The organism is Longimicrobiales bacterium (assembly GCA_028823235.1).
Lineage (GTDB): Bacteria > Gemmatimonadota > Gemmatimonadetes > Longimicrobiales > Gaopeijiaceae > UBA2589.
The window spans coordinates 13,669-32,208 of the sequence record JAPKBW010000008.1 but is presented as its reverse complement, the minus strand read 5'-3'; the positions used below and the strand labels follow the sequence as shown (position 1 = coordinate 32,208).

Sequence of the window (18,540 nt, the reverse complement as noted above, 5' to 3'; positions counted from 1 at the left end):
CCATGAACGAGCACGCTGACGAGACATCGCTACGCCGGGACTTTACCGTCGTGGTACCCGCCTTCAACGAGACTCCGGTGATCCCTGACCTGGTCCGAGAGCTTCGGGCTACCTTCGAGCGTCATGGGCTCGAAGGCGAGGTCATCCTCGTGGACGACGGGTCTACGGACGGCACAGCTGACCTGGCCGAGGCCGAGGCGTTGGACTGGCCTGAATTCCATGTTCTCAGGCACCCGACGAATCTGGGGAAGACCGAAGCATTGGTCACGGCGGCAGAGGCGGCATCCGGTCGGTACATCGTACTCTTCGACGCGGACCTCCAGCACACTCCCGATGAGATCCCTCGCTTTCTCGAGAAGCTCGATGAGGGCTGGGACATCATAACCGGACGGAAGACCGGAAAGTACGGCAAGCGTGGCGTGTCCACGATCTACAACCGTCTATCTCGGCGCATCTTCGATGTACCGGTCTCGGACCTGAATTCCATGAAGGCATTCCGGGCCGAGGTGCTCGACGGAATTCTCCTGAGACACGACTGGCATCGGTTTTTTGTCGTGCTTGCCCACGCTCGCGGCGCATCCGTCTCAGAAATCGACATCGAACTGCACCCCCGTCGGGCCGGTGTGGCGAAGTATCAGGGCTCCTTCCGCATCCTCGTCGGACTGCTCGACCTCGTGGCCGTGTGGTTTCTGCTGCTCTTCTCCCGAAAGCCCCTGCTGTTGTTCGGAGGGTCGGGCATCGCACTGGCCGCGGCGGGGCTATTCGTCACCGCGGTAACCATGTATCTCAGATTCCTCCACCCGATGCTCGGGTTCGACGCATACATCCCACCCATGGGGTATCGACCACTGCTGTACCTGGTCATGCTCCTCGAGACCCTCGGCTTCCTCCTTTTCGGCTTCGGCCTTGTGTCCGAGCAGATCGCGCAACTGCGTGACGAGCTCGAAGCGGCACGAAAGAAGGTCCTCTGACAATCACTGAACACCGTGTCCTCGTGGTCGTCGGAACCCGCCCCGAGGCGATCAAGATGGCACCGGTAGCCGCGGCCCTCCGAACGTTTGCACCCTTGGTCGAGACCCGAGTAGCCCTCACAGGACAACACACGACGCTGGTCGACCAGGTGCTCACGGCGTTCGACCTCGAGCCGCAGTATGACCTGGGCATCATGAAGGAGGGGCAAAGCCTCTACGATGTCCTCCACGGCGCCATGGACGGCCTGCGGCGCGTGGTGCAGGAGTTCCGACCGAACGTGCTATTGGTGCAGGGAGACACGGCAACTGTGTTCAGCGCAGCTCTCGTGGGCTTCTTCGAAAATGTGCGAGTCGGGCACGTGGAAGCGGGCCTTCGGAGCGGGGACAAGCGCGCCCCGTTCCCTGAAGAGGCGCTCCGGCATATGACGGATGTGATCGCAGATTACCATTTCGCGCCAACTGCCCGGGCCCGGGAGCTTTTGCTCCAGGAGAACACGCCCCACGATCGCATTTCTGTGACTGGCAATACGGTTGTAGACGCGCTACGCGGTGTGTCGGCGATGAACCGACCGACCTCCAACGCGACACTGCGTGAGGTCTTGGCGGAGGAGACGCGGCTGATTCTCCTCACTGCGCATCGGCGTGAATCGTTTGGTGAGCCCCTCCGAGAGCTATTTGGAGCGGTTCGTGCCCTCGCGGACGAGTTCGAGGACGTTGCGATCGTCTACCCTGTGCATCCCAACCCGAACGTGCAGGGCCCGGCCCAGGATTTGCTCGCGGGACACCCCCGAATCCATCTGACTCCACCCCTGGACTACTTTGACCTCGTGGGTGCTCTTAAGGCAGCCGATTTGGTCCTGACCGACTCAGGGGGGATTCAAGAAGAGGCCCCCACCTTTGGCACACATGTGCTCGTCCTTCGGGAGGTGACCGAACGGCCAGAGGGAATCGAAGCGGGGGTCGCGGAGCTGGTGGGCACGAATCGAGACAAAATTTTGGAGCGCGCCCGGGCCGTCCTCGGTGGAGAAAGGCTAGCGCTGGCAGAGAACCCCTACGGCGATGGTCGGGCAGGGGAGCGAATCGCAGACATCATTGTTTCAGACCTGACGGGTCAACCCAGAAAGACCACCGACTGGAACCGGTAGGCAAAGCTTCGTAGGCCTAGCATCCGGCCCGCCGGATGCTAGGCAGGCAAGCGGTGAGTGCTAGAGCAACTTGAGATCTCCCTTATCCGGCGTGCCATAGAAGTCCGCAGACCCGTGCTCCTGCGGGATGCGAGACAAGAACTCCGGCGTGGGTCCAGCCTAGGGACGCGAAACCGAGCGGAGCGCTAACCCTCGGATACTTCCAAAAGCGTCACCAAGGGTCCATCGACTTCCTCGACGAACGGGGCCTCGCTCCGTTCGTCGGTTTCGACCTGCCACCGGGCAGCTTGATACCGCCGTGGAGCCCAACCTCCTGTCCACACGGAACGGCTCGGGCACAGTTCACGTGGTTGGGGTGGCCTCCCGCAAAGATCGCACCGCGCCGGAAGTGCAGCAGGGGCGTGGGATTACGCGTGTTGATCCGCTGCATGACGCCGGGTACACTTCAACCGACAGCGAGAGTTTTCCCCGGCGGCACCGTCGTGAAAATCCTGATGCATTGCGTGTACTATCCGCCCGAGGTTGGGGGCCTCGAGAGTCACGTCCATTTTCTCTGTCGTGCCCTGGTCGAGCGCGGGCATCAGGTCGACGTCGTGACCTCTCGTTCGATGCCCGAAACGGACCCGTTCGAAGAGCGAGACGGGGTCAGCGTTTGGCGCACCTGGTTTCCAGGAAAGTCGACCAGCGGCTGGATCGCGCACGCGGCGGGGTCACTGCCTAGAGCCATAGCGGCATCTCGAGGCGCAGATGTCCTACATGCCCAGGCATTTCAGTCTATCCCGCCACTCCAGACCGTCCGAGCGATACGTGGCACCCCCCTCGTTGCGACATGGCACACGTCGCATTTCTTGAAGCTCGCTATGCGCCCGGGATGGCGCGAACTACTCGGGCGCATGGTCTCGAGTGTCGACGTGAATTTGGCTGCTAGCCGCGAGATCGCGGACGTCGGAGAGCGCCTGGCCCCCGGCCATCGTGTCGAACCGGTGACCAATGGCGTCGAGACATCGATCTTCGCTCCGGTCGCCGCTTCGCTGCTACCGCCCATCGGTAGGCGACGACGTATCGTCGTCCCCCGTCGTCTGTTCGAGAAGAACGGCGTGGAGTATGCCGTCCGAGCGCTACCGCTGATCGCAGAGCGCTTCGATGTTGAGATGGTCCTAGTTGGTGACGGGCCGGAGAGAGACGCCCTGGAGAGGCTCGGTGGCGAACTCGGGGTAGGGGAACGGTTGCGATTTCTGGGTGTCCAGGCCCACCGAGACATGCCGGGAATCCTGTGCTCGGCAGAGCTCGCGATCTTCCCCTCCCTAATGGAGGCCACCTCCGTCGCCGCACTCGAGTGCATGGCGTGTGAGGTGCCCGTCGCGGCGTCTAACGTTGGAGGTCTTCCCGAAATCGTGGATGCTCAGGTGGGGACACTGTTCGAGCCTGCGAATCCTGAGGACCTCGCTCGCGAAGTGTCGGTACTCTTAGGGCGAACCGACCTTCCCAGCCTCGGCAAGCAGGCCAGGCAACGTGTAGTCGAGAAGTGGAGCAACGCCCGGCTCGCTGAACTTCACATCGAGATCTACGAAGAACTCATTCGTCGCCGGCGGACGGCCTAGGCAAGATGGCGAAAAAGAAAGGCACCTCAGAGAAGGCCTCCGACCGCCGACAGGGTGGAATCGAGCCTCAGCCGATTCCCAGTATTCCGAGATGGGTCCCGGTGGCAGCCTACGCGGCCATCGCGGTCTTTCTCTTCCGGGCGTTCATCTTCAGCGATGAGATGCTGTTTGGCTCTGACACCGTTGTCGGGATGGGCTATGTCGTGCGGGATCTTTATGCGCAGGCGTTGCATTCACTTGGGAGGATACCGGGGTGGGCTCCGCATATTTTGGGCGGGATGCCGTTCCTGGAATCCTTGAGTGCCGGAGACTCACTCTATCCGCCGTCACTCCTTCTTCTCCTAATTTCTGCTCCCCATCGTGCTCTCGGGTGGAAGCTGGTCCTACACATTTTTCTTGCGGGATTGTTTTTCTTCGGATGGGTCCGGGCGATTGGGGGCACGCGGGCGGCGGCGTTCCTGGGTGGCGCTGCCTATATGCTGGCGCCGTTCATGGTGAGTTTCGTCCAGCCTGGGCATGACGGCAAAATTTTTGTCACGGCGCTGACTCCGCTGCTCTTCTGGGCAACAGAGCGCCACTTCGCAAAGCCAGGCCTGGGATCGATCGGCGGTATCGGGCTCCTAGTCGCGTTGATTCTGTATACCACCCACTTCCAAATGGCCTACTTCCTGTTTGGAGGTGTGGGACTGTTCGGGATGTTTCGATCTTTCCAGATCGCCCGCGGCGCGGATGACCTTGGCAACGCTCCCGGATCGAAACTGCCCGGGGAAGCCGGAACGTCGAGGCGCAAGGCGGGCGCAATGAGGTTCGCCCTCTTTCTCGTTGCCGCTGTTCTCGGTGCGACCGGGGCAGCCTATCAATTTTTCCCGGCCGTGGACTACGTTACCACCTACTCACGCCGTATTCAGACGACGGACGAGACCGCCGGGAGAAGTGGAAAGACCTGGTCGAGTTCGTACTCCATGAATCCGGAAGAGGCGATGTCTCTCATCGTCCCCGAATTCGCTGGCAATATGGCTGGTGGTAACGCCTGGACTACTGGTACCTACTGGGGGCGTAATGGACTGAAGGACAACCACGAGTACGCCGGGCTGGTCGTGCTGTTGCTGGCAGCGGTCTCTTTCTTCGGCGGGGCTCGGCGACACCTCAGATTCTTCTTCGTGGGGTTAGGCCTTCTTTCCTTCACCTTTGCACTCGGGGCGAACACCCCCGTGTGGGGCATCCTGTACGCATTGCTCCCGGGGATCTCCCTATTCCGCGCCCCGGGGATGGCGATCTTCCTCTTCGGCTTCGGGACGATCACGCTGGCATCGCTGGGCGTCGACCGCATCCTGCAGGTCACTGCGGCGGGCGACAACCACGAACTCGCTCGCATCCAGAGGGTTCTCTGGGTAGGAGCCGGCAGCGTAACCGTCATTGCCTTCCTGATCGCGAGCGGCGTTTTCACGACGGCCTGGACCACGATGGTATACAGCTCCATCGGGGAACGGCAGCTGCAGGTGCTGTCTGCTCACCTTCCCAACATTGTACTGGGGGCCTCGATCGCTGCGCTGCTTGCAGGCGCCACAGCCGGAGCAGTTTGGGCACTCGGATCGGGCCGTGTGCCGGTCCGCGTTGCCTTCGCGATTCTGGTCGCCCTCGTCGTCGTCGACGAGGCGCGGGTGGACTCCCCTTTTATCGGGACGATGGATTACTACGGGTGGTCACAGCCGGACCCGAACATCCAGGCGATGGTAGAGCGGGAGGAAGGCGGGGAACCCTACAGACTGTGGTCTCTGTCGAGGTCGAGCCAAGACGTAAATCCCGCCATGCACGGGGTGGAGTTGGCGGCCGGCAACCACCCGAATAACCTATCCAGGTACCATGAGTTGATCGGCATGGTGGGGACGAGCGCTCCGGCGAATCTCGGCAACCTCAACATTCGGAAGATCCTCAATGTTCGCTACATCCTGTGGCCTGATAACGAACGCGGGCCGGCTCCACAGGGGACTGTGGTATCGCGAACACAGTATTCGGACGGCCGTACCTACAACACCCTCCTAGCCGATGGAGGACTGCCGCGTGCACGTCTTGTCGGAAGTGCAGTTGTGAAGAACGACGCGAATGCGATTCCCTATATGCTGAGCAAGGATCACGACCCATCGCTCGAAGCCGTCCTGGTAGAGGAGCCGGGTGTCGAGCTCAGCGGTGGCGCGGTAGAGGGAAGTGTCGTGTGGGCTCAGCGTGACGCCGACGTGCACCGCCTGGTGGTCGTCTCTGACCAGCCCGCCCTCCTCATCGTTGCCGACAACTGGTTCCCAGCATGGAGAGCGACCGTAAACGGGGAGAACACCGAGGTCCTCCGTGCCTACCACTCTCTCCGCGCCGTACCGGTGCCGGCAGGTACGAGTACCGTCGAAATGTGGTACGAATCCAAGATTCTGGATCGCAGTCTCATCTTGAGCCTGATCGTCATGACAACGCTATTCGGGGCTTGGGCTTTCAGCCTCTGGAAGGTGAGGGCGCATAAGGTTCCGGCAACATCATCCGAGCCGACGTCCGCGGGGTCACTTTCCTGAAGACGATTGCACGCCGCCTCGCCCAGCTTGGGGCAACGGTCCTCGTTACTTGGTTCGTGCTGAGTCGGGCCGGGCTTTCGTTCGTCGAACTCCAAGCCTTCGACCTCTCCAGCTGGACCCTGCGGTGGGGCATGATCGCCACAAGTTGTGCCGCGCTGCTGGGCGGATACTTCACGACCGGGTTCTTGTGGGGCATGATCGTTCACGGCCTGGGTGGCCCCCCGCTACCCCCTGCCGTGCGTGTCCGGCTCTTCATGATCGCAAACCTAGGGCGTTATGTCCCAGGAAAGGTCTGGCAGATCGCAGGGTTGGTCGCACTTTCCCGAAAGTGGGGTATTCCCGCGCAGACAGCGACCGCAGCGGCCATCCTGGGACAAGGCCTCGCGCTCGTATCGGCCCTCTTTATTGGACTTGGCTCGGTCTGGACGCTCGCGGATGGGGCGAGTTGGAAATGGGTAGTGCCGATCTGCCTCATCAGCGGGATCGCCTTCGGACTCCTCCCTCCGGTTTTCTCCGCGGTCACACGTGCATGGTTTCGGGTGGCCGGCACACCAGAGCCCGAGGGTCTCGCGCCGAGCGATGCCATCAGGTGGCTTACCGTCGCCTTTCTGAACTGGTGTACCTACAGTCTCGCTTTCGGGATGCTCGTGTCCGGTCTGGGCCTTCAGGCTCCTCTCCTCAGCGCGGCGTCAGCCTTCGCCGCTGCCTACGTTCTAGGGTACGTTGCAGTGTTCGCACCCGCTGGGCTGGGTGTTCGGGAGGCCACGCTGACGCTGCTCCTGACCCCTCACTTCGGTGTGACAACGGCCGGAGCTGTGGCGGTGACCGCTCGCTTGTGGACGACGGTCATCGAGGTTATTCCCGCAGCGGCATTCTGGGTCCGGCATCTTACATCCGAAGGAGCAGCGCAGTCCGGTGAGTAACCCCCGCATCCTGGTCATCATTCCCACGTACGATGAGGCAGAAAACCTGCCCCGGATCGTGCCGTGCGTGTTGGAGCAGGATTCCCGTGTCGACGTGCTCGTGGTTGATGACGGGTCCCCGGACGGAACGGGGACGATTGCTGACGCCATGGCCGAGGAGAATGATCGGATCTCGGTTCTACATCGCCCGGGAAAGGAAGGGCTCGGTCGCGCCTACCTAGCAGGCTTCAAACAGGGCCTGGACCTCGGCTACGACATCCTTTTCGAGATGGATGCCGACTTTTCACACCCTCCAGAAGCACTCCCCGCTCTGATCGCCGGATTCGAAGAGGCCGATGTTATGATCGGGTCACGTTATGTGGACGGCAGGGTCACGGTATCGAACTGGCCCATGAGTCGATTGCTGGTGAGCTACTTCGGGAGCCACTATGCCCGGATCATCACCGGCATGCCGGTTCGGGACGGGACAGGCGGCTTCAACGGGTGGAAACGTGAAGTGCTTGAGAAGGTCGGCCTCGACCGGGTGCAGTCTAACGGATACGCCTTTCAGATCGAGCTAAAGTTCCGGGCTTGGCGCGCTGGGTTTACGCTCGCGGAGACCCCCATTCTGTTCACAGAAAGGGATACCGGCGAGTCAAAGATGTCACCAGCGATCGTGCGCGAAGCCGTCTGGCGGGTCTGGTGGCTACGCATCCAAGACCTTTTCGGGAAGCTCTGACGGTGACGACAGAGCGCATCGGGAAGGACTTTTATGACTCAAGTGACTATTTCGAGAATCAAGGCACGTTACATCTCAACGATCACGACAGCCCGTTCCAGCGGTACCGAATCCAGAAGGTCCGTGAGATCCACGTGCCGGGGCCGGACGACCGTATGGTCGACCTTGGCTGCGGGTGGGGCACCTTCGGATTCGCACTCGCTTCCGGTGTCGCCGAGATCACCGGCGTCGACTTCAGCGAGCGCTCCATCGCGATCTGCGAGGAGAGACTCGCCGAGAAGCCGACGGAGAATTTGCGCTTCCTTTGCGTGGACGCGGGAGCAACTGGATTACCGAGTGACAGCTTCGACCTCGTGCTCGCCGCGGACCTGTTCGAGCACATCTATCCTGAGGATTCGCAACGCATTGCGGCGGAGGCATACCGGATTCTGGCGCCTGGTGGACGGTTCGCCACGTGGACGCCACATCGCGGACACATTCTGGAAGTACTGAAGAATCACGATATCATCCTCAAAAGGGACATATCGCACGTGGACTACAAGTCGATGGATGCCATGCGGGGCCTCCTCGCTAATGCTGGATTTAAGATTGAACGCGCCTATTACGCGGAATCGCACTTGCCCGGCTTCCGGGCGATTGAGCGCGCGACTCAGTGGTTTCTCCCCTTCATGCGGCGCAGGATCGCAGTTCTGGGTAGAAAACCAGTTGGAGAAAACTGATAGGTGGCATGGGAAATTGAGCGGCGTTTCCTCGTGAGGGTGGACGAGGCGGCCTGGTTCCGCCTGGGCCATGCGAGTTAGATCGTTTTATGGGCACCCTGGATGGCCTCGCGCTTCTAGAGATCGAGTTGCAGCACGATGAGGAGCAGGTTCCTGGGCCGCCGGCCGGTGTATTGATGTTACGTTAAGTAACCGACGACAAACGCTTTATTAACAAGATGTTAACTAACACGCCCGCAAGGGTGCAGCACAAGCCCGTTAAGAAGGCCTACAAGGAGGTTCGGGGATGGAGAGGTCTCAACGCAGGGGGTTAGCTCTCGTGGCCGCGCTCGCCTTCGGTGCTTGTACCATGATTGGCTCACCAAAGCTCGAGAGCCCGCTACCCCCTCCTCAGGGCATTCCAGAGAGCCTACCGACGGCGGAGCCTCCCAGTCGAGGTGGAAACATGATCGAGTACGAACAAAGTGGGCGCACGTACCGCGTCCTCGATTCGTCCTACGGCTATGATGAGCGCGGCATCGCATCCTGGTATGGGGAGCAGTTTCAGGGACGGCCCACCAGTAGCGGGGAACCTTTCGAAATGAACGAGCTGTCCGCTGCGCACAGAACACTTCCGCTTCCGGCCTGGGTACGGGTCACGAACCTGGCCAACGGGCGCAGCCTCCTCCTCAGGGTGAACGATCGAGGACCGTTCGCTGATCCTGACCGGAGGATAGTCGACGTCTCCTACGCGGCCGCGATACGGCTCGGTATGGTCGAGACCGGCACCGTGTCAGTGCGCGTTGAGGCTGTGGAGCCGTGGCAGTCTCGGACAGCGCGCTAGGCGCAATTAGGGCTAGCGGGGTTGTTTAGTGGACCAAGGCACCACCTTCGCTTCACCAAGGCAACTTAACATAATATGTATTATACGAAGTCCCCTTAAATGAAGAAAGGGTCACACTAAGCCAAATATTGACCCCGTGCCCCGATCTCATGCTCTGAGGACCGTCCTGCGCCAGGGAATATTCCCGGCAGCTCTAGTTCAGGAGTCCCTTTGGATCTCGGCGATGCGCATCTCATACATCCCGCGCTCCGGGGCGTTCTCATCGAGTTCAGCGAGCAACTGCTCGTACAACTCGATAGCTCCGGCGACGTCGCCCTGATCGGTGCTGATCCTGGCGGCGGCGGTTCGAGCATCCCGAATCTGGAAGTCGAGATCTGAGCGCGAGGCAATCGTCAGATACACGTCGATCGCGTCGCCCCACCGGCCATCCTGTTCGTAGGCAGCACCGAGTAGCGCAGCCCCTTGGAACTCGATCGGCTCGCGAGGAGTCAACGAAAGTGGCTCGAGGACCGCCACAGCCTGCTGTGGATCATTCGACTCGAGGTAAATCTCGCCTAGTATCAACCGGGCTTCGCCTTCGAACACCGTACCGCCAAATCGATCCAGGAAGGTCGCAAGGTCGATCTTCGCGCCCTCGGTGTCCCGAATGGAAATTGACTGGTGGATGACCTCGAGTTGCTGTGCGGCCTGTGTATTCAGTTGGCCCCGGTAGCTGTTGTAGTAGAGGCCACCGGCGACCATAATCGCGGCCACGACTGCCGCGACGGTCAGGACTTGTTGGTTGCCTTTGGCCCAAGTGGTGAATTCAAAAATCCCGGCGATGAACTTGTCTTCGGGATCATTGGGCGAGTTGTGAGAAGCTCTATGAGCTCCGGGATGGCGCTGCGACATGACGTTTGATTCCAACCTAGGGTTTCAGCGGCATGCCGCCGCATCCTGAACAGCGTGGAAAGCTAGACAGCGCGGGGATTTGGGTCAACGAACACCTGCCCCCGTCCCCAAGCTAGTCGGGGGCCTGATATCCAGCCAGAACCCAGAGGTCCTTGGGCCGGACCACTGTGAGACGGTTTTTGTCAGTGAATTCGAGCACTCCATCGTACAACCAGTCGTTGACGAGTGTCGTCACCGTCGCGCGATGCGCGCCCGCGAGATCCGCTAGCACCTGATGCGTGAGGCGCTCAGAGAATCGGACGGCACGTCCCGAGGGCTCGCCGCAGCGCGCGCCGAGATCGATCAATACTTCAGCGAGGCGCTGTGCCGCCTTCGGTCCGTGCGAACCACCCTGAGCGTGCCGGAGCCGATGCAGTTCACGTTCCTGACTCTCCAGATACGCAGAGTGGCTGCTCTTCGCGGTCTTCAATCCCTGCAATACACCGGTTTTCGGTAGTAGACTGACCGTGCACGACGACCCGGCGATGGCTCCGTACCGTCGGTGGCCGTCGGTCAGTGCCTCGTCGCCAAAGGTCTCCCATGGGAGCGCCACGGAGGACGGTCCGCTCTCTTTGCCCACGTTCCATACCAGGCAGCACGAGTCGCATGAGGCCCTCTCGGACGAGATAGATCCAGGGCGATTCATCGCCCGGCGCTTAGAGTGTTCGCCCCTTCGCCAACTCTACCGACTCGGACCTCTTCACCAGTCGATACAGCTTCCGATCTCTGGGCGGGCTCAGGCGAAACGGCATCGACTCAGTCTCCGCCCGCCGTGACCACAGTATCTCCCTCGCCAGGCCCTGGCGCAGAGCCACTGCCGCCGAGGGCGGGATGGAGCGCCAATCCCACGGCAACCAACGCCACAGGAATCACCGCCATGGTGGCGGCCTGGGGCCCAATCACGTCCGCGAGCGCGCCTGTCCCAAGCACGGCAAAGGAACCGGTCGCCCAGGCGAGCCCCATGACGATGCCGGAACTGACAGCCGTGCCCGAGGGCACCAACTCCTGAGCCATGACTACGATCGGTGGCAACGTCGCCATCCCGAGGAATCCGGCAACCGATAACGCAGTCAGCCCAAGTGCGCCTTCGGGTCCGATCCACACAGCCACCAAGTGGGTCGGCACAGCCCAGAAGCAAAGTTGAGCCAACAGACGTCGACGATCCACTCGGTCTGCGAGTACCCCACCGGCAACCGTACCCAAAGACTGGGCACCGAGGTAGAAGGTGAGTGCGACGGCCCCGAGCGTCTCGGACCCACCCGACTGGGCTATGATGATCGGCTCCATGGTGAGGAATGAGCGCTGGACAAACGCCATGATCGCGCTGACGCCGAAAATGAGTCCCAGTGGCCCACGAAGTTGACGAAGAACGACCGCTGCCGGTGGCGGTGGCGTCCTACGGGTATCCCGAGCTTCTGCGCGTCCGCTGGGCAGTGAAAAGAATATGAGAGGCGCCAGAGCGACTGCGGGCAACATTGCGATCCAGAGGCCATCGAGTCCTCTTGCTTGGACGAGCCCCACCGCGATCAGCGGACCGAGGGCAAACCCGATCGCGCCGCCGAAGGAGAACACCGAGTAGCGAGCTCCACCCCCCTTCCCTGCGCCCACTCGCACTGCGTAGGACGCACCCGGCGGGTGGAAAGCAGCGCTGCCGATCCCTCCAATGATCAGAAAGATGACGAGCGTCCAGAATCCATTCGCCCAGCCGATTGTCGAGACGAAGACGGCGGACAGCACGGGTCCGAGTACCGCAAAGATTCTCCGGCCATACCGATCTGCCAGATATCCGAACAACGGCTGCGGCAAGGATGCCGCAATCGAGAACGCGACGGCCAAAGTGGCCGCGAGGGCGATCGAGAGCCCCAACTCGTCCATGATCCTGGGCAGCAGCGGTGGGATGAACGACGCGTAGGCATCGTTCACCGCATGGGCGGCTGCAATGACCAGCGCGAGCCGGAGCGCCGACCGTCGATCCCGCAGCGACGCAGCGGGTTGTGGCGCGGCCTGCAAGATGTGCGGCTCCAACGACGTACGGGAGAAAAGGGGCGCTAATCGAAGCCCAAGAATAACCGAATCGAGAGGTCTTCCGCACCTCTACTGGCGCCGGCCATCACCGCGTCGCAACGTACCGAAGCCACGACGGCCACGGTCGGCGTCATCCTAGAGCTTCCCCCGCAGTCGAACGCGCGAAACCATGCAGATTTTCAAGATCCCAGCACCGACCGCCACCCGCATCAGACGTACGGTTGCCGCACTGTCGATGGCCGCTCTATCGGCTTGTGGTACGGCTGACTCCGTCGGAGACGCGGTCGCTGAAGTCACGACCACGGTATACGCGCCTCAGAACCGACCGGATGTGCGCGGCACCACCGGTGCGGTTTCCGCAGGGCACCCTCTCGCTGCCCAGGCTGGGCTCGCAGTCCTCAAGGACGGGGGCACGGCCACCGACGCGATCGTCGCGATGGCCAGCGTGTTGGCGGTCACCAGACCACACATGAACGGCGTCGGTGGCGATGCGTTTGGCATCTTTTATGATGGCGCGACTGGACAGGTCACGGCTTTGAACGCGAGTGGCCGGTCTGGAGCGCTCGCCACACCGGACTTCTTCGCGGCGGCCGGTGTCGATGCGGTCCCACAGGAGGGTGGCCTATCAGTGAGCGTGCCGGGTGCCGTCGCGGGGTGGGTCGATGCTCATGAGCGCTTCGGGACAAAGCCCTTTCCCGCGTTGTTGCAACCCGCCATCCACTTTGCGCGCGACGGATTTGCTGTTTCGACTCGTCTTGCCATGGACTTCGAAGATCAGGGTGGAAGCCTGAATGAATTCGGGCGTGCGCTGTACCTCCCGAACGGCTCAGCGCCGCCGGTCGGATCGCTCCTCAAGAATCCGGAACTCGCGGCCTCGCTCGAGACGATCGCCAGGCGGGGAAAGGCCGGTTACTACACCGGGGATATTGGACGGAAGCTGGCTGCCTTCGTGGAGTCCGAGGGTGGTCACCTGCGGGCCGCAGACTTTGAGGCTCACACTTCGACCTGGGTCGAACCACTTCGTGGGGACTATCTCGACCACACGATGATCGTCATGCCGCCCAACACTCAAGGTCCGGCGCAGCTCGCCTATATGCAGATGGCAAAAGAGCACGAACTGCCGTCTATGGGCCACAACAGCGACGCCTATCTCCACACTTTGATTGAGTTGAAGAAGCTGGCCTTTGCTGACCGGGACCGATGGATTGCGGACCCCGAGAAGGCGGACGTCCCGATCGCCCGCCTGCTGGACACTGAGTATTTGCAAGATCGCGCCACCCTAGTGGACGCGGACCACGCGGCGGAGGAAGTGGGGCCAGGGTTTGGCGACGATCACGCCGGCTTGGAAGAGGACATGGACGATGCCGGGGATACCGTGTACCTGACGGCCGTCGACCAGTGGGGCAACGCAGTGAGTTGGATCCAGAGCAACTTTGCGGGTTTCGGATCAGGTCTCCTCGAACCAGAGACGGGTATTCTGCTCCACAATCGCGGCGCCCTGTACACTTTGGCCGACGGCCATCCTAACCAGGTGGCTCCAGGGAAACGGCCCTATCACACACTCTCCCCGATGATGGCACTCGACACGGACGGAGGCTTCGCGTTCACTCTGGGAACTCCAGGCGGAGACAGCCAGCCGCAGTCCCTGATTCAGATCGTGAACAACATGCTGATCTTTGACATGACGCCTCAGCAGGCCATAGAGGCTCCCCGGTTCCGCTCGATGTCTGGCCTCCAGGTTTCGTTGGAGGATCGCGTGACCGAGGAGGCGGCGAAGGGTCTCATGGCTCGAGGGCACTCGCTGCGACTGATCCAGGGATGGACGTCCACGTTCGGTGGCGCTCAGATGATCGTCTTCGACCCGACGACCGGAGTCCTCACAGCAGCAGCGGACCCGAGACGCGAAGCGTACGCTCTCGCCTACTGAGGACTGACTCCATGAGGCTCTTCTTCGTACTCGGGTCGGTCTTCGCCGGCCTGGCTGTGCTCTTCGGGGCGTTCGGGGCGCATGCCCTCCGGACTGCGCTTTCACCCGCTGACCTAGCGACGTTCGAAATCGGGGTGAGGTACCAGTTGGCGCACGCACTTGCACTGTTCGTCGTCGCGTGGGCCTCGACTCAATGGGAAGCACCAACCGTCGCCTGGGCTGGCTGGGCCTTCGTCGTCGGGATCATCATTTTCTCGGGGAGTCTCTATGTGCTCGTATTGTCAGGAATGCGGTGGCTCGGAGCTATCACCCCGATCGGCGGGGTCGCCCTCATTATCGGATGGGTACTCCTGGCATGGACGGCGATACGAAATTGATCGAGCGGGCGAGGGGGCTTCTCCTCGACGCCCCTCGCATTCTCGTCATGACGGGCGCGGGTATCTCGGCAGAGTCAGGCGTGCCGACCTTTCGCGGCCCGGATGGATTTTGGAAGTCACTGAGTCCGCAGGGTCTCGCCACGCCCGAGGCCTTTGCGAAAGACGCGAGACTCGTGTGGGAGTGGTACGAGTGGCGCCGCGAGCTCATCAGGGACTGCACGCCAAACGCAGCTCATATCGCTCTCGCCCGACTGGCGCTCCGACATCCCGGGCGTACCACGCTGGTCACGCAAAACGTGGACGGGCTGCACCATAAGGGTGCAAGGATCGCGGCCGGCCCCGGCAACCCGACCCGTGCCTATCCGCTGGAGGTGCACGGAGCGATCCACCGAGACAAATGCAGTGGGTGCGGGGGACTGGACCATGAACCACCACCGGTCGACGCGACCTCACCCGACACCCTGCCGCATTGCGACACATGTGACTCGCTGATGAGACCGGACGTGGTCTGGTTCGGCGAGATGCTTGACCCCGCTGTGATCGGCGCCTCTTTCGAGGCCGCGCGGGAAGCTGATGTGTGCCTCGTGGTTGGAACGAGCGCGCTCGTCCATCCTGCGGCGTCCTTGCCGGACGTCACGGCCAGCAAGGGCGGAGCCATAATCGAGCTCAACCTCGAACAGACCCAGCTCTCTAGCCGAGCGAATGTGAGTCTAATGGGGCTGGCCGGGGATATCCTGCCAACGCTCCTCCTCGACATCTAGCTGGACCACCCTTCTGGTCCTAGCGATCACCCCTGCGAAGGATCTCGAGAAGTGTGTCAGTTGCGACATTCCCTCCGCTCAGGACGATCACGATGGGGCCGGGACCGAGGTCGCTCGGAGGTAACCAGGCTCCGCTGAGGACAGCCGCGAGCCCAACAGCACCACCGCCTTCGACGACCAAATGCAGTCGTTCTACTGTGTACCGCATGGCATCAGCGATCGCAGCTTCGTCGACCACGGGATAGTCATCGACCAAGTCACGAACGAGGTCGAAAGAGAATCGATTCTGCAACCCGATGCCCCCTGCCAGTGCGTTCGCCAACGTGTCCTGCTCCGGCAGCTCTACCGGCTGACCCTGCTGCACACTAGCCAACATGACAGCGGCATTGGCGGCAGAACAACCGACGGTGCGAACCGGTGACTGCCGTCCTGCCTCGTTCCTGCTGTGGCCTTTCGAGTTTCCATCCACCGCCGCTCGTTCCTCACTGAAGGCGCCAGCGATTCCAGCAAGAAGCCCGCCGCCAGAAAGCGCCGCGATGATCGCAGAAGGCCTTTCGCCAAGCGCACTTTCGACTTCGAACGCGATTGTCCCCTGGCCAGCGATCACCCAGGGATCATCGTACGCCGAGACATACGTGCGGCCCGTCTCCGCCGCTTCCGCCACAGCAGCGGACTCGGACTCATCGAAGGTGCTCCCTATGGTCCGGGCCTCGGCTCCGGCTGCCTGAATACCCGCGAGCTTCACCGGGTCGACCCACTCGGGCACGAAGATCGTGGCAGGAATCCCCATCCGATCGGCGACGAATGCCACGGCCCGACCGTGATTCCCGCTGGAGCACGCGACTACGCCCTCCAGTCTCTCGTTCTCGGAGAGTGCTTCGAGGCGCGCCGAGGCCCCACGGACCTTGAATGACCCCGTATTCTGAAGGCACTCGGCCTTCAGGTAGACCTCACGCCCCAACTGTTCAGTGAGTCCGGGCGCGGGCAACAACGGTGTCACACGGCCGTGCCTGGCCACTGCCCTGCGGGCGTGGTCGAAGTCGAGAGTCACCATGTCGTGGGGAACGTCGAGACGGGCCGGTACATGCGCAGAGTCTCAGCGACTAGAAGACGACCCGTGCGCGTTCTTTCAATTCAGTAATCCAGAGCCCTGAATTCAGATCGGATGAGTAGATCCGGCCCTTGAACACCTGTGCTCCCCAGGCCATCGACCAGTTCGGCGTCATGGTCTCGGAATCGGTCGTCATGATCGTCGCGATTTCACGGCCCTGTTTGTACAGGTCCCCGCGGAGTTCGCCCGAAATATCCACCACGCGCAGCCCGGCCTGGTAGTAACCGACGTACATCTTGTCGTCTTCGATCCAGATATTATGGGCTCCGGCCTCAGGCACCTCGTACTTTGCGACTTCGACCGGATTCTCGATGTCGGTCATGTCGAGCACGTGGATGTAACCCCGCGCATGGATTGCCTGATCGGCGTCCCACCCGGCGGGAAAAATTTCATCTCCCACGAACATGTATTTTCCGTAACGCCATACTACGTGGGTGTTTCCGATCGGATACTTAAACTGACTTACGAAGGTCGGAGTGGTCGGCGTCCCACCGTGCGTCCCAGCCCCGACATCCAGGACCACGGCCCCGTCGTCCCAGTACGACAGGTAGGCATATCCGTCCTGAACCATGATGTCATGTAGCGAACGCTGCTGATTGTCGATGCCCCAACGCCCTACTTCGTGCGGCGCCTCGGGGTTCGAGATGTCGATCACATGAACGGCTCGAGTCCCGTTATGGACTGCGTAAACGAGCTCATGCTCTCCGGAAATCCATACGTTGTGCACACCACCGGTCACCGTTTCCGTGTACTCCGAAAGAATCGTGGGATGCGCCGGGATCGAAAGATCGAGAAACACCATGCCGTTCCGTCGACTCGACGCACCTTCGCGCGTCACGATGCCCAGACGGTTGTTGGGGTGAATCTTCACGTCATTGATGCGACGTGCGTCGAGCTGAATCGAATCGGTCAGAATCGGATTCGACGCATCCGTGACGTCGAAGATCTTCATCCAATCCCACATGAATGTCCCGATGTACGCGTAGTCACGTCCGTCTATACCCTCGAACACCCAGACGTCACCGGAGTGATGCTCGCCGATGCCTCCACGGCCCACCTGGATCAATTCGGCATCGGCCCCTCGAGCCTCGACGCGGACGACTCCACTCACGACATCCTTCTCACCCATTCGCGCGGTCACTCGGTAGGTGCCCGGCTCCTCTGCGACGAACACGCCCTGCCCCGCGTCATCCTCGAGCTGTGCGCCAACCCCATTGAGCGACCATTCAGGAAACGCCTGGACGTCTGTACCATTCCCGGTCTGGGCAGTCGCGGTGAAGCGAACCACATCGCCGGTCCGGATCCGACTATCGATCGGAGCGAGGGTGTAGCTGACCCCAGGATCTGGGCGCACGGTCACAGACGCCTCGGTGCTGACCCCCGCGCCGGAGATCTGAATCGTCGCGTTGCCCACGGCACGCGCGAAAATGAGTCCGGCACCGTCTACGTCGGCGACCGAGGGATCACTACTCGTGTAGGTCAATTCCGGGTCATCTACGGACTCACCCAGCCGGTTGAAGGCCTGAACGCGTGCTGGAACCACTTGCCCCGAGTAGGGCTCGGAGCTGCCCAGCGAAACCCGCAGCTCTGCGGCAGGAAGAGCCCGGATCACAACCGACACCGACGTGGGCTGCCCCCCGATGACAGCAGTAATTTTGGCCATCCCGGCGTTCAACGCCGTGACCGTACCGTCCTGATCGACGGTGGCCAGCTCCGGCGTTGAGGCGATCCATCGGATATCGACCCCGTCAATGACACGTCCGGCCCCATCGAGGGCGCGGGCTTCAAGTTGAGTGGTTGAGGCCACCTCGATTTCAGCTCGTTCGGGTGTAATCTCGACCTGAGCCGGGACGGCCTGGAAGGCCGCAATCATGAAGAGCGTCGCGATTCCGTTGCCCATAAGCAGTGACGTCTGATGTCTGAAGGGTAGAAATACGTGGTGTGTACGATG

Annotated in this window: 16 protein-coding genes; 11 read left to right on the top strand and 5 right to left on the bottom strand. The window is 61.6% G+C overall.

Annotated features, from left to right (window positions below; translation table 11 throughout):
* The first annotated feature begins 2 nt into the window (after window positions 1-2).
* The 8 genes from OSA81_06330 (at window position 3) to OSA81_06295 (ending at window position 9,458) form a co-directional block, all read left to right on the top strand.
* Complete coding sequence (locus OSA81_06330) at window positions 3-971, top strand: glycosyltransferase family 2 protein (GenBank protein ID MDE0898614.1); 969 nt, start codon at window positions 3-5, stop codon at window positions 969-971.
* A 23-nt stretch (window positions 972-994) separates the two neighbouring features.
* On the top strand, window positions 995-2,116 hold the full coding sequence (wecB, locus tag OSA81_06325; GenBank protein ID MDE0898613.1) for a UDP-N-acetylglucosamine 2-epimerase (non-hydrolyzing): 1,122 nt from the start codon (window positions 995-997) through the stop codon (window positions 2,114-2,116).
* 494 nt (window positions 2,117-2,610) lie between these two features.
* A complete protein-coding gene (locus tag OSA81_06320; protein MDE0898612.1) occupies window positions 2,611-3,717 on the top strand; it encodes a glycosyltransferase family 4 protein in 1,107 nt (368 codons plus the stop codon).
* 5 nt (window positions 3,718-3,722) lie between these two features.
* Window positions 3,723-6,275, top strand: coding sequence for a hypothetical protein (locus OSA81_06315; protein MDE0898611.1), 2,553 nt, complete (start codon window positions 3,723-3,725; stop codon window positions 6,273-6,275).
* 5 nt (window positions 6,276-6,280) lie between these two features.
* The gene (locus OSA81_06310; GenBank protein MDE0898610.1) at window positions 6,281-7,198 is read left to right on the top strand and encodes a lysylphosphatidylglycerol synthase domain-containing protein; all 918 of its coding nucleotides are present in this window, start codon (window positions 6,281-6,283) and stop codon (window positions 7,196-7,198) included.
* The gene (locus OSA81_06305) at window positions 7,191-7,916 is read left to right on the top strand and encodes a polyprenol monophosphomannose synthase (protein MDE0898609.1); all 726 of its coding nucleotides are present in this window, start codon (window positions 7,191-7,193) and stop codon (window positions 7,914-7,916) included. The genes OSA81_06310 and OSA81_06305 overlap by 8 nt, the downstream gene beginning before the upstream one ends.
* 2 nt (window positions 7,917-7,918) lie before the next feature.
* Complete coding sequence (locus OSA81_06300) at window positions 7,919-8,635, top strand: class I SAM-dependent methyltransferase (protein MDE0898608.1); 717 nt, start codon at window positions 7,919-7,921, stop codon at window positions 8,633-8,635.
* 445 nt (window positions 8,636-9,080) lie between these two features.
* Entirely contained in the window at window positions 9,081-9,458 is a 378-nt protein-coding gene (locus tag OSA81_06295; protein ID MDE0898607.1) for a septal ring lytic transglycosylase RlpA family protein, read from the top strand.
* Window positions 9,459-9,656: 198 nt separating this feature from the next.
* Here OSA81_06295 and OSA81_06290 read toward each other — a convergent pair whose 3' ends face one another.
* From OSA81_06290 to OSA81_06280, 3 genes are all read right to left on the bottom strand, one after another.
* Window positions 9,657-10,349: a tetratricopeptide repeat protein gene (locus OSA81_06290; protein ID MDE0898606.1), complete on the bottom strand. Its 693-nt coding sequence runs from the start codon at window positions 10,347-10,349 to the stop codon at window positions 9,657-9,659.
* A gap of 112 nt (window positions 10,350-10,461) precedes the next feature.
* Window positions 10,462-10,941, bottom strand: coding sequence for a helix-turn-helix domain-containing protein (locus tag OSA81_06285; GenBank protein ID MDE0898605.1), 480 nt, complete (start codon window positions 10,939-10,941; stop codon window positions 10,462-10,464).
* 203 nt (window positions 10,942-11,144) lie between these two features.
* Window positions 11,145-12,398, bottom strand: a complete 1,254-nt coding sequence (locus OSA81_06280) for an MFS transporter (protein MDE0898604.1) — start codon at window positions 12,396-12,398, stop codon at window positions 11,145-11,147.
* A gap of 184 nt (window positions 12,399-12,582) precedes the next feature.
* On the opposite strand from OSA81_06280, the gene ggt reads away from it, so the two are divergent.
* From ggt to OSA81_06265, 3 genes are read left to right on the top strand one after another with little or no spacing between them, the layout of a single operon-like run.
* Window positions 12,583-14,340 (top strand): gamma-glutamyltransferase, encoded by a 1,758-nt coding sequence (ggt, locus tag OSA81_06275; protein ID MDE0898603.1) that lies wholly within the window; start codon window positions 12,583-12,585, stop codon window positions 14,338-14,340.
* A gap of 11 nt (window positions 14,341-14,351) precedes the next feature.
* Window positions 14,352-14,717 carry a DUF423 domain-containing protein gene (locus OSA81_06270; protein MDE0898602.1) on the top strand — a complete coding sequence of 122 codons (366 nt, stop codon included), beginning with the start codon at window positions 14,352-14,354 and terminating at the stop codon, window positions 14,715-14,717.
* Window positions 14,696-15,478 (top strand): NAD-dependent protein deacylase, encoded by a 783-nt coding sequence (locus OSA81_06265; protein MDE0898601.1) that lies wholly within the window; start codon window positions 14,696-14,698, stop codon window positions 15,476-15,478. The genes OSA81_06270 and OSA81_06265 overlap by 22 nt, the downstream gene beginning before the upstream one ends.
* Window positions 15,479-15,497: 19 nt before the next feature.
* Here OSA81_06265 and OSA81_06260 read toward each other — a convergent pair whose 3' ends face one another.
* Entirely contained in the window at window positions 15,498-16,532 is a 1,035-nt protein-coding gene (locus OSA81_06260; protein MDE0898600.1) for a pyridoxal-phosphate dependent enzyme, read from the bottom strand.
* A 49-nt stretch (window positions 16,533-16,581) separates the two neighbouring features.
* Window positions 16,582-18,489 (bottom strand): Ig-like domain-containing protein, encoded by a 1,908-nt coding sequence (locus tag OSA81_06255; GenBank protein MDE0898599.1) that lies wholly within the window; start codon window positions 18,487-18,489, stop codon window positions 16,582-16,584.
* Window positions 18,490-18,540: the final 51 nt, after the last annotated feature.